Raw genomic sequence first — 13,245 nt, 5'->3', positions numbered from 1 at the left:
TGCAGCCCAGGACGCTCCGCGTCCGCTCTTGAAGTCGTGACGCAGAGCGTCACCGGAGGCATTCCCACGCGGAGCGTGGGAACGATCGTCGTAAGGGTTAGAACCCGCGGTGCTTTTTGAGGTGTTCGTTGATCTTCGCCGCGGGCACTTTCTGCAAGGTGCACAGCAAATCGTGGGACAGTTCGCGCAAGCCGTGGGTGCCGCGCAGCTCCCCGATCGTTCCCACGCTCTGCGTGGGAATGCAGCCCAGGACGCTCTGCGTCCGCTCTTGACGTCGTGACGCGGAGCGTCACAGGAGGCATTCCCACGCGGAGCGTGGGAACGATCATCTGCGCTTGAGTTAGAACCCGCGGTGTTTCTTCAGGTGTTCGTTGATCTTCGCCGCCGGCACTTTTTGCAGGGTACACAGCAAATCGTGGGACAGTTCGCGCAAGCCGTGGGTGCCGCGCAGTTCCTGGGCCAGGTGCGCGGTGAGGTTGGCGGCCATCTCCGCATCCGCCATCGCTCGGTGAGCCTTGCCGGTGTGGGGCAGTTGGGCGAGCGCGTTCAGCGTGCCGAGCTTGTGGTTGGGCGCAGTCGGCATCAGGCGGCGGGCCAGCAGCAGCGAGCAGGCGAATTTTTGCAGGCGGGTGCGACGGATCAGGCCCAGTTCAAAGTCCCAGAACCTCTGGTCGAACGCGGCGTTGTGCGCCAGCAGTGGCGTGGTACCGACAAATTCATTCACTTCATTCATCACCCGCTCAGCCGGTGGCGCGCTGCGCAGCATGGCGTTGCTGATGCCGGTGAGTTGCTCGATAAAACCCGGCACGCGTACGCCGGCATTCATCAGGCTCTGGTAGCGATCCACGATTTGGCCGCGCTCGAGGATAACCACCGCGATTTCCGTGGCCCGGCAGTGGCTGCTCGGGGTGATGCCGGTGGTTTCAAAGTCGATGACCGCTATACGTTCCAAACCTGTTCCAACTCCGTCTAACTATTGATTAAGCCTGAGCGCTTACTTAAGCAGCAGCGCGCCTTCGATGGGCACGTAGCGGCTGGCGGCGCGTATCAGCGAGTTGGCCGTCAGCCCCGGCACGCCGTAGGCCACGGCTTCAACGCCGTGCTTTTGGATGATGCGTTCGAGCAGCATGTCGAAATCACCGTCGCCGGAAGCCAGTACCACTTCGTCAACGTGGTCGGCGGCGTCCATGATATCGAGGGTGATACCCACGTCCCAGTCGCCCTTGGCCGAGCCGTCGGCGCGCTGGATGTAGGGTTTGAGTTTTACCGTAAAGCCCAGGTTGCGCAGGATCTGCTGGAATTGCTGCTGCTTGCTGTCGCCACGGTCGATGGCATAGGCATACGCCTCGACGATCTGCCCGCGTGAACTGATATCAGCCCACAGCGCCGCATAGTTGAAGTGGCAGCCATACGCCTGGCGCACGGTGTAGTAGAGGTTTTGTACATCGGCGAACACTGCAATTTTTTTCACCGCACTTCCTCATGACAGCCAGGCGCCAAGGCCCGGAAAGGCTGCCAGTATGCCAGCCATGGGAAAGTTTCAGCGAAAAATCAGCCCGGGGCGACGAAGCGCCCCGGTTGAAGGTGGGTCAGACGAAGGAGTCGTCGTCGCCGAAGGAGGAGGAATCGTCGGAGTAGTCGCTGTCTGCGAAGCTGTCGGATGAGTTGTCATTGCCCCAGCTGTCATTGCCGGCAAACTTCTGGTCGTCATTGCCCCAGTTGCCGTTGTCGCTGGCCGGTGCCGGTTCTTCGCGGATGATTTCTTCCACCACCTGCGGCTGCTGCGAGTTGTGGCTGAACAGGCTGCTGATGCCTTCGGCCAACATCACACCACCGGCCACACCGGCGGCGGTTTTCAACGCGCCACCGAGGAAACCACTGCCGATAGGCGCGGCGGGTGCTTGCTGTGGCTGTTGATAGTTTTGCTGCGGGGCACCGTAGTTCTGTTGCGGTGCAGGCTGGCCGAACGATGGCCGCGCCGGTTCACGCCAGCCGCCGCCGGAAGAAGGCGGTGCGCTCTGTGCAGGCTGCGTGTCACGGGAGGCGCCACCGCCGAAGATACTCGACAGGAAGCCACCACTGCTCGGTGCCGGTTGCGCCGACTGCGCGCGGGCCTGTTGCAGCTCATCCTGCAATTGCTGGATCTGCTGCGCCTGTTGCTTGTTCTGCGCGTCGAGACTCTTGATCGCGTGCTCTTGCACCAGGATCGACTGGGTCATGTAGTACCCGGCGGCCGGTTGGCGAGTCATGTGCTCCTTGATCCGCGCTTCGGCCAGGGCGTCGCGGGGGGCTGAGTCCGTTTCGGCTTGTTGCAACCGTGAAAACAGTCCATCGATCAGGGTTTGCTCTTCGCTGTTCATGGCGACCTCGTTAGATTGCCGGTAGAAATCATGGGCCCGCCTGTGATCAGGTGAGCTACAGCGTAGTTATGGGGGTGTTACCAGACGTTTCAATGGTCTTTACGCAAGGTTTACGTTTGCTTACCTCTCGTCATGATCGGTTAAAGTGTTGGCCTTGCTTTTAGGGCTGTGATGAACCTGATGAATCCGTTAGACGTATTGCGCGACTCCCTCCGTTTCACCCAACGCAACCTGGGCGCCATCGTCCAGCTGTGCCTGCCGTTGGTGATCCTCGAAGCCCTGCTGCAACAGGTGCTCGACCACACACTGGGCCCGGATGCGTTCCCCGGTTACAGCGTGGTCGTCGGGTTGTTGGTGTACCCGCTGTACACCGGCGCCTTGATCCTGTTTCTGGATGCGCGCACCCGTGGTGAGTCGCCCAGCACTAAAGATGTGTGGGCCATGGCCCTGGCCATGTGGCCGCGTTTCGCCCTGCTGACGGCGGTCAGTACCTTGTTGATTCTGCTGGGGCTGTCGCTGTACTTCCTGCCGGGCCTGTGGCTGATGGTGGTGCTGGCGTTTGCCGAGTACCTGCTGGTGTTGCGCGGCATGTCGGCGCTGGAGGCGATGAAGGAAAGTTTCCGCCTGACCCGTGGGCATTTCTGGCGAATCCTGGTGTGCCTGCTGTGCGTAATGACGCCGTTGTGGCTGCTAAAGGGCGCGAGCGTGGCGGTGTACCCCAACCCCGCGCCGCTGCTGGGCTTGTTGATCGACAGCGCCCACAGCTTCCTGCAACTGTTTACCAGCGTGGTACTTTTCCGTTTGTTTATGCTGATCGGTGGCGATGCCGACGCGCGGTGATATGCTCCGTGCCACCTCTGAAAACGCTATAAGCCGAGCCAATGACCCGTTTATTGCGCATCACCCTGTTGAGCCTGTTGATCATCGCGGGCCTGCTCGCGGCCCTGATCTATAGCCTGACCTGGCGCCCCGTCGACAAGCAGACCCTGCCCGTCAGCTGCGTGGCGCCACGTGCGCCGACCCTGCTGCCGGGGCAGGCGCTCAAGGTCATGACCTGGAACGTGCAATACCTGGCCGGCAAGAACTATGTGTTCTGGTACGACAGCCCCGACGGCAAAGGCCCGGACGATCGACCCACTGTGGAAGACATGGCCTTCAGCCTGGACGAAGTGGCTCGCGTGATTCGCGACGAACAGCCCGACATCCTGTTGCTGCAGGAACTCGATGAAGGCGCCAAGTCCTCTCACTATCAGGACCAGGTGGCGTTGCTCCAGGAGCGCCTGGTCGACCTTTACCCCTGCAGCGCCCAGGCGTTCGACTGGAAAGCCGACTTTGTGCCCAACCTGCACATCTTCGGCAGCGTCGGCCGCAAGCTCGTCACGCTGAGCCGCTACCAGATCGAACACGCCGAACGCCTGCAATTGCCGGTGTCCCCGGCCAACTTCATCAGCCGCCAGTTCCAGCCTAAACCGGCGTTGCTGCTCACCTACCTGCCGCTGAGCGATGGTGGCCAACTGGCCGTGCTGAATACGCGCTTGGATGGCGATAAGCCTGGGCGTTCCGCCGTGCAGGAGCAGGTAAAAGCCACGGTAAAACTGCTGGACAAGTTCGAAGGCCGTGGCACGCCATGGTTGATTGGCGGGGATTTCAACCTGCTGCCGCTGGGGCAATTCCTGCGCCTGGATGCGGGCAAGCGCGGGCAGTATTCGCCGGACAGTGAGCTGCATTTGTTGTGGGATAAGTACCCGATGATCCCGAGTAACAGCGAATCCAGTGGGATTGACCGGGCGAAGTGGCTGACGCACTTCCCCAATGACCCGAGTGTGGATGGGCCGGATAGGACCTTGGATTATTTGTTCTACAGCCCAAGGATCAAGCGGGTGGAGGCCAAGGTGCGCCAAGACGACACACTGCGCATCTCCAACCACCTGCCAGTGATCGCCCGGTTCCTGCTGCCGGCCGCGCAATAACCCACAATTCCCCTGCGGGAGCTGGTTTTTGTGGGAGCTGGCTTGCCTGCGATAGCATCGCCTCGGTGAAAAGGGACAGACCGAGTCGTCTGTATCGCAGGCAAGCCAGCTCCCACATTGGATCTTCACATCACCTACTTTCGGGGTTTGATCCGGGCAGTGGGTTCGGCCACCAAGGGATCATCCGGCCAATAGTGCTTGGGGTATCTTCCCTTCAAATCCTTCTTCACCTCCGCATACGTACTGCGCCAGAAGTTCGCCAGGTCCTGCGTCACCTGCACCGGCCGGCGTGCCGGGGACAGCAGGTGCAGCTTGACCACCTGGCGCCCACCGGCAATGCGCGGTGTGTCCGCTAGCCCGAACAATTCCTGCAGGCGCACCGCCAGAATCGGCGGCTGTTCGCTGTAGTCCAAGCGCACCGACGAACCCGATGGCACTTTCACATGCTGTGGCGCCAGCTCGTCCAGGCGTTGGGGCAGCGGCCAGGGCAGCAGGTTGTGCAGGAAGCTGGAAATATCCAAATTAGAAAAATGGCTCAGGCGCGAGACTTTGCCCAGGTAAGGCATCAGCCAATGTTCCAAATCGGCCAGCAAGGCTTTGTCGCTGATATCCGGCCATTCGCTGGTTTTACCCGCATCCAGCTGGCGCAGCAGCATGACGCGCGCCTGCCACTGGCGCAGTTCGGGCGTCCACGGCAGCAGCTCCAGGCCTTTGCGGCGCACCAGGTTGACCAGTGCCTGGCTGCGCGCGGACTCATCCAGGCCGGTCAGCGGTTCACGGCTTAGTACCAGCTCACCGACTTTGCGCTGGCGTTCGGCCCGCAATACGCCTTCGCGTTCATCCCAGTCCAGTTGGTCGACGTTGCGCACTTGCTCGGCCAGCACGCTGTCGAACAGCGCCGGGTCAAAATCCGCCGCGAGGTAGATGCGCTCTTCGCGCTGGCCCTGGCGGCTGCCAAGGTCGGCGATCACCAGCCAAGGTTGTTTCATCAGGCTGTCGGCCTCGGCGAACAGCGCGGCGCGGCCATTGGCCAGGCGATATTCGGCGCCACCGGGGCGGCGTTGCTGAGCGACGCGGTCCGGATAAGCCAACGCCAACAAGGCGCCGAGCCAACGCGGGTGGTCAGGGTCGGCCACAGCTTGAGTCGGCTGGCCGCGCAAATAGCCCCGGTACTGACGGGCCAGTTGCTTGGCCCGCTGCACGCCGCCCTGGGTGCCACGCGCGCGTTCTTCGCCCGACATCAATGCCAGGCGGCTGTGCAAATCCGCGCCGCCGCCGCGCAAGATATCGCGCTCCCCCAATAAGGCCGCCACATCACAAGCGGTCGCGGCCAGCCCCAGGTCCTGGCCGCGCAGCAACAAGTGGGCGATACGCGGGTGCGCGGGCAACTCCGCCATTTTCTGGCCATGGGCAGTGAGTGTGTCGTCGTTTAACGCGCCGAGGCGCACCAGCAAATCCTGGGCCTGGGCATATGCGGCGGTCGGCGGCACATCCAGCCACACCAGTTGCGTGGGCGTCACGCCCCAGCGCGCCAGTTGCAAGGCGAGGCCCGCCAGGTCGGCGGCGAGAATTTCCGCGCTGCCATAGGCGGCCAAACCTTCGTGCTGGTCTTCGGACCACAGGCGATAACACACGCCCGGCTCCAGGCGCCCTGCCCGGCCGGCACGCTGGGTGGCACTGGCGCGGGAGATGCGTTGGGTGTCGAGGCGGGTCATGCCGCTGCCGGGGTCGAAACGCGGCACCCGCGCCAGCCCGGCGTCGATCACCACGCGCACGCCATTGATGGTCAGGCTGGTCTCGGCAATGTTGGTGGCCAGCACCACTTTGCGCTTGCCGACCGGCGCCGGGTCGATGGCGGCGCGCTGGGCGTTGAGGTCGAGTTCGCCATGCAGCGGGCACAGCAGCACATCAGGGCGATCACCCAAGGCGTCGGCCAGCTGTTGATTGACCCGGCGAATCTCGGCCTGCCCCGGCAGAAACACCAGAATACTGCCCGTTTGGTCCTGCACCGCGTCGAGGACGGTCTGCACCACGCGCGGCTCGATAAATTCACCGGCCTGGTACGGCCGCCCCCAGCGCATCTGCACCGGGAACATGCGCCCTTCGCTGCGCAGGATCGGCGCATCGTTCAGCAAGCCGGCCAGGCGCTCGCCTTCGAGGGTGGCGGACATCAGCAGGATTTTCAGCGGTTGCTCGTCGCGAAACAGCTCGCGGCCGTTGAGGCTCAGGGCCAGTGCCAGGTCGGCGTCGAGGCTGCGTTCGTGGAACTCGTCAAAAATCAGCAAACCCACGCCGTCCAGTGCCGGGTCGTCTTGCAGGCGGCGCGTGAGAATGCCTTCGGTGACCACTTCGATGCGGGTGTTGGGGCCGACTTTGCTGTCCAGGCGGATGCAGTAGCCGACGGTTTCACCGACTTTTTCACCCAGCTCACTGGCCAGGCGTTCGGCTGCCGCACGCGCAGCAAGCCGCCGAGGTTCGAGCATCAGGATGGTTTGCCCGGCCAGCCAAGGCTCATTCAATAAAGCCAACGGCACGCGGGTGGTTTTACCGGCACCGGGCGGCGCTTCCAGCACGGCCTCATGGCGATTCGCCAAGGCGTCACGCAGGGCGGGTAAAACATCATCAATCGGCAACGAATTCATACTGGCTCCAAAGCAGAGCGGCGAGTATAACGGCGAACGTTCGTCCTTAATTGGAATGCAGGCAAATGTGGGAGCTGGCTTGCCTGCGATAGCGGTGGGTCAGCCCGCCAATGTGGCACTGATACACCGCTATCGCAGGCAAGCCAGCTCCCACATTAGAGCGGCGTGGCTCGACAGAATTGTCATATAGTTTCGTATCAACCGTGTTCAGGAGCATTTTATGCGTATCGCTTCCCGTGTTATCGGCGGTGTCCTCGCCGTCACCCTGCTGAGCCAACTGACGGCCTGCGGCTCGATTTTCTACCCGGACCGTCGTGGCCAGATCGACGGCAAGATCGACCCGGCCATTGCCGTGCTCGACGCCGTAGGCCTGCTGTTTTATGTAATCCCGGGCCTGATCGCCTTTGGCGTGGACTTCGCCACCGGCGCCATCTACTTCGAACCGGGCAAGACCGCCCAAGTCGCACCCGAGAAGCTGCATGAAGCCATTGGCGCCAACGGCAAAGTCGACAACGCCAAGCTGCAATCCATCATTGAGAAAGAAACCGGCCGCAAGCTACCGCTGGACGATCCGCGCATGATCCAGTTCAAGGGCAGCGTGCAACAGCTCGCGTCCCTGGGCCTGCAACCCGCCGCTTAAGGATTCGTATGACCAGCAGCCCCGAACACGCCAGGCTCCTGCGCCTGGCCACCCGCGCCTCGGTGGGCGTGGCCTGTGCGCTGATTATCACCAAGGCCATCGCCTGGTGGTTCAGCGGCTCGGTGAGCATGCTCGCCGGGTTGACCGACTCGCTGCTCGATGGCATTACGTCGCTGCTGAACTTGCTGGCGGTGCATTACGCACTGCGCCCGGCCGATGACGATCACCGTTATGGGCATGGCAAGGCCGAATCGCTGTCGGGCATGGCCCAGGCGTTGTTTATCGCCGGCAGTGCAGTGTTGATTGCATTCCAGGCGTACCAGCGCTTGCTGCACCCGGAGCCGGTCGGTGCGCCGTGGCTGAGCATTGGCGTCATCGTTTTTTCGCTGGTGATGACCGTGGCGCTGCTGATGCTGCAACACCGGGTGATCCGCGAAACCGGCTCCAATGCCGTGCGCGCCGACTCACTGCACTATCGCTCCGACTTGATGCTCAACGGCAGCATTCTGGTGGCACTGGTGTTGGCAGGGTTCGGCTTTCATCAGGTGGATGCGTGGTTCGGCCTCGGCATTGCCGCGTATATCCTGTGGAGCGCGATCCAGATCGCCCGCGAGAGCTTTGCCGTGTTGATGGATGAAGAACTGCCGCCGGATGTCAGCCAGCACATGCTGGAATTGGCGCGCAGTGTGCCGGGCGTGCTGGGCGCGCATGATTTGCGCACGCGCATTTCCGGCAGCCACTGGTTTGTGCAGTTGCACCTGGAGTTGCCGGGGGAATTGACCCTGTCAGTGGCCCACGGCATCAGCGACCAGGCCGCCGATGCCATTCACAAGGCTTACCCGCGTGCTGAAGTGCTGGTGCACGCCGACCCGCGGGAAGTGGTCACGGGCAACAAGGCCTAGTACTGCACCTGATAGCCGCGACTGGTCAGGCAGTTGCCCTGGGCCTGGCGGTAGGTTTGCACCACCGCCGGGTCCGGGGCGTAGGTGACGGTGCGTGGGTCGAAACCGCTTTGCTGCACTGCCCAGCGATAACAGTCGTAGCCGTCCTGCTGTACCTGGGCCGGTGACTGGCCGTTGGCCGGGTAGGCCACTACGTCATAACCGTTGCCCTGCGGCGCGGGTTGCGGCGCCGGTACTTCGGTAGGCGGCTGCACCACGACGTATTGCTGGGTAGCGTTTTCATAGGTGTAGTAGGAACCCGCCGCGAGGAAGAACAGCGCGCTGCCCACCCACACTTCACGGGCGTAGTCCGGCAGGTATTGCACACGGATCCCGTAGGGCGGCGTCACCACCACATAGCGCGGGCCTTGCGGGCGATACCAGTAGCCGCCGGAGAAGAAGTAATCCTGGCCACGGTAAGGCACACGGTAATTGCGGTCCGGGAAGCGGTCGACGGTGTAACCGGGACGATATTGCGGGCCTGGCCCCCAGCCGTTGCCATGCCCATTGGGGCGACCCGGCCAGCGGTTGTCGTTCGGGTGACCATTATTGAAGCCGCCGCCCGGACGCGGGCCTGGGCCATTGCCGGTCTGCCAGTGCTGGTTGCCATCGTTACGGCGCGGGATGTCCTGATAGTAGCCCTGGCGGGGTTCCTGGGTTTGGCGCACGGTGTCCGGGCGTCCCTGGATCGGCAGGTTGTTCGCAGGCTGCGGTGCCGGCCGCGGTTGCTCGGCATTTTGCGGGCGGCCTTGCCACTGCCCACCGCCGTGCTGCTGTTGCTCGGCGCGATCAACATGCGGGTTCTGTGGGCGCGGCTGGTTGTTTTCCGGACGCGGTTGAGTGTTCTGCGGGCGCGGTTGAGTGTTCTGTGGGCGCGGTTGATTATTTTGTGGTCGCGCCTGTTCATTGCCGCGCCCGCCTTCCGGGCCTCTTTCATGCTGACCACCGCCTTCATAGCGCGGGTCATCGGCCATTACTTGTGTGCCGACGCTCACCATCAGCAAACCTACACCTGCCATACGCCAGATGCGCTTCATGCTATTCCTCACTGCGGATTAGGGCCTGGAATGTCCGGCCTTACTGCATGAGACTGGAAAAGCCTCACCCGGTTCTGAGACAGGTTATCAGTCACGAGAAGTATTTTTTGAGCTAAAAGCGCAGACAAAGAAAAAGGGGCGACCCGTCGGCCGCCCCTTGAGAATTTCGTCCTGGCTCAACGCTTTTGACGTTGGCTCACCTCACGCCGTCTTGTGGACAGTGTGCAGCCTGGAGGCCGGCTCAACCCTGCTGGGGCGGCGGCCGCAGCAGGCCTGATTGGGCCAACTGCAGTGGACTGTTGTCCAGGCGGTGATTCTGTTGATAAAGATACAGGCCAACGTCCGACAGATGATTGCGAAGATTGCGTCAATAAACAGTGCTTGCGCAATTTTTAACCCTTCATAGATAATTCACCGCAATAGTTACGACAAAGGCCAACCCAATGAGCAAGCTTGACCGATACGACCTGAGTATTTTGGCTGAATTGCAGCGCGACGCGAGGATCTCCAACCAGGAGTTGGCCGAACGCATCGGCCTGTCGCCGTCGCCGTGCTCACGCCGGGTCAAGCAGTTGGAAGACGACGGCTACATCTCACGCCAGGTTGCACTGCTCGACCGCAAGATGCTGGGCCTGAGCCTTACAGCCTATGTGCTGATCGGCATGGACCGTCACACGCCGGAGCGTTTCGAGAATTTCGAAGCAGCGATCCGCACCCTGCCGCAAGTGCTGGAATGCAGTTTAGTCACCGGGATGGATGCGGACTATCAGTTGAAAGTGGTGGTGCCGGACATGGACCACTACCAGAAATTGCTGCTGGGGCATTTGACCCGGATTGAAGGCGTAACCAGCGTAAGGTCGAGCTTTGTGCTCAACCAGGTGCTCAACAGCACCGAGCTGCCGTTGACGCACCTGCGTACCTGACCTCAAGCACACTGGTGATCCCCTGTGGGAGCTGGCTTGCCTGCGATAGCGGTGTGTCAGCTAAGGATATGCCACTGATCTACCGCTATCGCAGGCAAGCCAGCTCCCACATCGACCGCGTTACGACGCAGGTCAATGTTGTGCCTGAAGCCCTGCTTTATACTTCCCGCCTGCCCTGTCGGAAAAAATCCCCATGAACAACATCGACCCCGCCCTCTTTGAAGAATGGATGATGACCGGCCTGGTCACCATCCTGATCATCTTCATGGGCTTTATCGTCTGGGACCTGGCGAAAAAATCCAAGGCCGGACGCTTTGGGTCGTTCATCCTGTTTTTTGTGCTGGGCCTGGGCGTGGCCGCGTTCATCATCAAGAGCGTGGTGATCGGCCTGATCGAGTCCGGCGCTTTATAAACGCGCCGGCACTGCCTTCCATTGGCCCTGGTCCAGGCCATCAATCGACCAGTCACCAATACGCACGCGCACCAGGCGCAAGGTGGGCAAGCCCACCGCAGCGGTCATGCGCCGGACCTGGCGGTTACGCCCCTCACGAATGACCAGCTCCAGCCAGTGCGTCGGCACGCTTTTGCGAAAGCGCACCGGCGGGTTGCGCGGCCACAGTTCGGGCTCGTCCAACTGCCGCGCTTCGGCGGGCAAGGTCATGCCGTCATTAAGCTCCACACCGTCACGCAGGCGCTGCAGCTGCTCTTCGGTGGGCTCACCCTCAACTTGCACCCAGTAGGTTTTCGCCAGCTTGTGCTTGGGGTCGGCAATGCGCGCCTGTAACTGGCCATCGTTGGTCAGCAGCAACAGCCCCTCACTGTCACGGTCCAGGCGACCGGCCGGGTAGATGCCGGGGATATCGATAAAATCCTTGAGGGTCGCGCGCCCACCTTCGTCGCTGAACTGGGTCAGCACATCGAAGGGCTTGTTGAACAGGATCAACTTCGGCTCGGCCGGTGGCGCCTTGGCGACACGCCGCGTTGCGGAGTACGGGGGTTTCACGCCAGGGCGGCGCGAATCGGGGCGGGCAGGACGGGACATGGCAAAGGAACATCTAACGGTCAGGACCGACAATGCTAGTGGCCTGACCGCTAAATGACCATCCCAACCGCTTAGCGGAACGGCGGCTCGTCGAAACTGCGCAGTTTGCGCGAGTGCAGCGAGTTGAGTTCGGTGCGCAACAAATCCACCGCCTCGATGCCGATTTTCAAGTGCTGGCTGACCGCACGCTCATAAAACGCGTTGGCCGAACCCGGCAGCTTGATCTCGCTGTGCAGCGGCTTGTCCGACACGCACAGCAAAGTGCCGTACGGAACCCGCAAACGGTAGCCTTGGGCCGCGATGGTGCCGCTTTCCATGTCCACCGCCACAGCGCGGGACAGGTTGATCAGTGGGCGCTCTTGCGCCCAGCGCAGTTCCCAGTTGCGGTCGTCGTAGGTCAGCACGGTGCCGGTGCGCAGGCGCTTTTTCAGCTCTTCGCCTTTCTCGCCGGTGACATTGGCAGCGGCTTGCTGCAAGGCCATCTGCACTTCGGCCAGCGCCGGGATCGGGATATTCGGCGGCACGACGCGGTCGAGAATCCCGTCGCGGCGCATATAGGCGTGAGCCAATACGTAGTCGCCGATGGTCTGGGATTGGCGCAGGCCACCGCAGTGGCCGATCATCAGCCAGCAATGCGGGCGCAGCACGGCCAGGTGGTCGGTGATGTTTTTGGCGTTGGACGGGCCAACGCCGATGTTCACCAGCGTCACACCGTGGCCGTCGGCGGCCTGCAAGTGATAGGCCGGCATCTGGTAGCGATGCCAGACCACGCCTGCGGCAATGGCCGACGCTTCACCGTGGTCCATGCTCTTGTCGATGATCACGTTACCCGGCAGCACCATGCGAATAAACCGCGGGTCGCTGCGCAGTTGCTCCAGGCCATGCAGGATGAACTGGTCAACATAGCGGTGGTAGTTGGTCAGCAGGATCCATGGCTGCACATGGCGCCAGTCGCTGCCGGTGTAGTGCACCAGCCGGCGCAGGGAAAAGTCCACGCGCGCCGCATCGAACAACGCCAGCGGCAGCGGGTCGGTGTTTTCCCAGTCGTAGAGGCCATCGGCAATGCCGTCGGTGGCGGCAGACAAGTCGGTGCTGGGGAATACACGGGCGAGGGTCGCGGCAGTAACGCCGGAGCCAGCCAGTTCATCACCCTGCTCCACCACATACGGGTAGGGAATATTCTGCTGGCTGACGCCGACTTCCACCGTCACGGTGAAGTCGTGCATCAATGGCACCAGTTGCTCCAGCAGGTACTTACGGAACGCCGCCGGATGGGTGACGGTGACACTGTAGGTTCCCGGCAATTGCACCTTGGCGTATGCGCGGGTGGTCTGTGGGACTTCGCCGTGGCAGTGGTAGGTCAGGCGCAGTTCCGGGTAGCGGAACTGCGCACGTTGTTCGGCGTCAGGCTCGACGCGGTCCTTGAGGTATTGCTTGAGGGCTTGGTTAAGCGCGCCAGTGGCACGCTCATGCAGAGCCGCCAGCCGGTCCACGGCTTCTTCAGCGGTTTGAACGACAACAAAAGCTTCGGTCACGGTAAGCATCCTGTGTTCTGACTTGCAGGCCTTTATCTTGCCTGTATCCCGGCCTCACTGAAACACCGGGTTTGGAATGCTTTGAAAGGTGCGAGCTGGCTTGCCTGCGATGGCGGTGTACCAGCCAGCAAATGCAGGACTGACACACCGCCATC

The 13,245-nt window shown here is 62.0% G+C and carries 13 protein-coding genes and 1 pseudogene; 6 read left to right on the top strand and 8 right to left on the bottom strand.

What is annotated here, in order from left to right:
* Nucleotides 1–97: 97 nt before the first annotated feature.
* The 4 genes and pseudogenes from HBO23_RS11375 to HBO23_RS11360 all read right to left on the bottom strand — a co-directional run.
* Nucleotides 98–211: pseudogene (locus HBO23_RS11375) on the bottom strand (3'-5' exonuclease); the annotation flags it as partial.
* 129 nt (nt 212–340) lie between these two features.
* Complete coding sequence (locus HBO23_RS11370) at nt 341–952, bottom strand: 3'-5' exonuclease (RefSeq protein WP_017139348.1); 612 nt, start codon at nt 950–952, stop codon at nt 341–343.
* 42 nt (nt 953–994) lie between these two features.
* Nucleotides 995–1,471: an NYN domain-containing protein gene (locus tag HBO23_RS11365; RefSeq protein WP_017139349.1), complete on the bottom strand. Its 477-nt coding sequence runs from the start codon at nt 1,469–1,471 to the stop codon at nt 995–997.
* A 118-nt stretch (nt 1,472–1,589) separates the two neighbouring features.
* Nucleotides 1,590–2,360, bottom strand: coding sequence for a DUF2076 domain-containing protein (locus HBO23_RS11360; RefSeq protein WP_099547599.1), 771 nt, complete (start codon nt 2,358–2,360; stop codon nt 1,590–1,592).
* Nucleotides 2,361–2,540: 180 nt separating this feature from the next.
* Between HBO23_RS11360 and HBO23_RS11355 the strand changes: the two genes are divergently transcribed.
* Both HBO23_RS11355 and HBO23_RS11350 read left to right on the top strand, forming a co-directional pair.
* A complete protein-coding gene (locus HBO23_RS11355; protein ID WP_026013864.1) occupies nt 2,541–3,200 on the top strand; it encodes a YciC family protein in 660 nt (219 codons plus the stop codon).
* A 41-nt stretch (nt 3,201–3,241) separates the two neighbouring features.
* Complete coding sequence (locus HBO23_RS11350; RefSeq protein ID WP_017139352.1) at nt 3,242–4,330, top strand: endonuclease/exonuclease/phosphatase family protein; 1,089 nt, start codon at nt 3,242–3,244, stop codon at nt 4,328–4,330.
* Between the two features lie 134 nt (nt 4,331–4,464).
* Here the strand turns inward: HBO23_RS11350 and hrpB are convergent, their stop codons facing one another.
* Nucleotides 4,465–6,972: an ATP-dependent helicase HrpB gene (gene hrpB, locus HBO23_RS11345; protein WP_170038084.1), complete on the bottom strand. Its 2,508-nt coding sequence runs from the start codon at nt 6,970–6,972 to the stop codon at nt 4,465–4,467.
* Between the two features lie 220 nt (nt 6,973–7,192).
* On the opposite strand from hrpB, the gene HBO23_RS11340 reads away from it, so the two are divergent.
* Nucleotides 7,193–7,612, top strand: a complete 420-nt coding sequence (locus HBO23_RS11340) for a polyribonucleotide nucleotidyltransferase (RefSeq protein WP_170038082.1) — start codon at nt 7,193–7,195, stop codon at nt 7,610–7,612.
* An 8-nt stretch (nt 7,613–7,620) separates the two neighbouring features.
* The gene (locus tag HBO23_RS11335; protein ID WP_017139355.1) at nt 7,621–8,514 is read left to right on the top strand and encodes a cation diffusion facilitator family transporter; all 894 of its coding nucleotides are present in this window, start codon (nt 7,621–7,623) and stop codon (nt 8,512–8,514) included.
* On the opposite strand, the gene HBO23_RS11330 is transcribed toward HBO23_RS11335, so the two are convergent.
* A complete protein-coding gene (locus tag HBO23_RS11330; protein WP_170038080.1) occupies nt 8,511–9,590 on the bottom strand; it encodes a DUF6515 family protein in 1,080 nt (359 codons plus the stop codon). The two genes, HBO23_RS11335 and HBO23_RS11330, sit on opposite strands and share 4 nt — an antisense overlap.
* Nucleotides 9,591–10,033: 443 nt before the next feature.
* Between HBO23_RS11330 and HBO23_RS11325 the strand changes: the two genes are divergently transcribed.
* Nucleotides 10,034–10,513, top strand: a complete 480-nt coding sequence (locus tag HBO23_RS11325; RefSeq protein ID WP_003176264.1) for an Lrp/AsnC family transcriptional regulator — start codon at nt 10,034–10,036, stop codon at nt 10,511–10,513.
* A gap of 202 nt (nt 10,514–10,715) precedes the next feature.
* Nucleotides 10,716–10,925: a DUF2788 domain-containing protein gene (locus tag HBO23_RS11320; protein ID WP_025999909.1), complete on the top strand. Its 210-nt coding sequence runs from the start codon at nt 10,716–10,718 to the stop codon at nt 10,923–10,925.
* Here the strand turns inward: HBO23_RS11320 and HBO23_RS11315 are convergent.
* Entirely contained in the window at nt 10,920–11,555 is a 636-nt protein-coding gene (locus HBO23_RS11315) for a pseudouridine synthase (RefSeq protein WP_017139357.1), read from the bottom strand. The genes HBO23_RS11320 and HBO23_RS11315 overlap by 6 nt on opposite strands.
* Before the next feature lie 71 nt (nt 11,556–11,626).
* Entirely contained in the window at nt 11,627–13,099 is a 1,473-nt protein-coding gene (gene amn / locus HBO23_RS11310; RefSeq protein WP_169987367.1) for an AMP nucleosidase, read from the bottom strand.
* Nucleotides 13,100–13,245: the final 146 nt, after the last annotated feature.

Origin of the sequence: Pseudomonas sp. WS 5532, from assembly GCF_012985445.1 — a bacterium.
Classification (GTDB): Bacteria; Pseudomonadota; Gammaproteobacteria; order Pseudomonadales; family Pseudomonadaceae; genus Aquipseudomonas; species Aquipseudomonas edaphica.
The sequence above is the reverse complement of the archived record's forward strand: the minus strand, read 5'-3'. Positions and strand labels throughout refer to the sequence as shown.

Excerpts from the sequence above, each read along its gene's own strand:
- HBO23_RS11360 (WP_099547599.1), bottom strand. The coding sequence starts at position 2,360 with ATGAACAGCGAAGAGCAAACCCTGATCGATGGACTGTTTTCACGGTTG.
- HBO23_RS11355 (WP_026013864.1), top strand. The coding sequence starts at position 2,541 with ATGAATCCGTTAGACGTATTGCGCGACTCCCTCCGTTTCACCCAACGC.
- HBO23_RS11350 (WP_017139352.1), top strand. The coding sequence starts at position 3,242 with ATGACCCGTTTATTGCGCATCACCCTGTTGAGCCTGTTGATCATCGCG.
- hrpB (WP_170038084.1), bottom strand. The coding sequence starts at position 6,972 with ATGAATTCGTTGCCGATTGATGATGTTTTACCCGCCCTGCGTGACGCC.
- HBO23_RS11340 (WP_170038082.1), top strand. The coding sequence starts at position 7,193 with ATGCGTATCGCTTCCCGTGTTATCGGCGGTGTCCTCGCCGTCACCCTG.
- HBO23_RS11335 (WP_017139355.1), top strand. The coding sequence starts at position 7,621 with ATGACCAGCAGCCCCGAACACGCCAGGCTCCTGCGCCTGGCCACCCGC.
- HBO23_RS11330 (WP_170038080.1), bottom strand. The coding sequence starts at position 9,590 with ATGAAGCGCATCTGGCGTATGGCAGGTGTAGGTTTGCTGATGGTGAGC.
- HBO23_RS11325 (WP_003176264.1), top strand. The coding sequence starts at position 10,034 with ATGAGCAAGCTTGACCGATACGACCTGAGTATTTTGGCTGAATTGCAG.
- HBO23_RS11315 (WP_017139357.1), bottom strand. The coding sequence starts at position 11,555 with ATGTCCCGTCCTGCCCGCCCCGATTCGCGCCGCCCTGGCGTGAAACCC.
- amn (WP_169987367.1), bottom strand. The coding sequence starts at position 13,099 with ATGCTTACCGTGACCGAAGCTTTTGTTGTCGTTCAAACCGCTGAAGAA.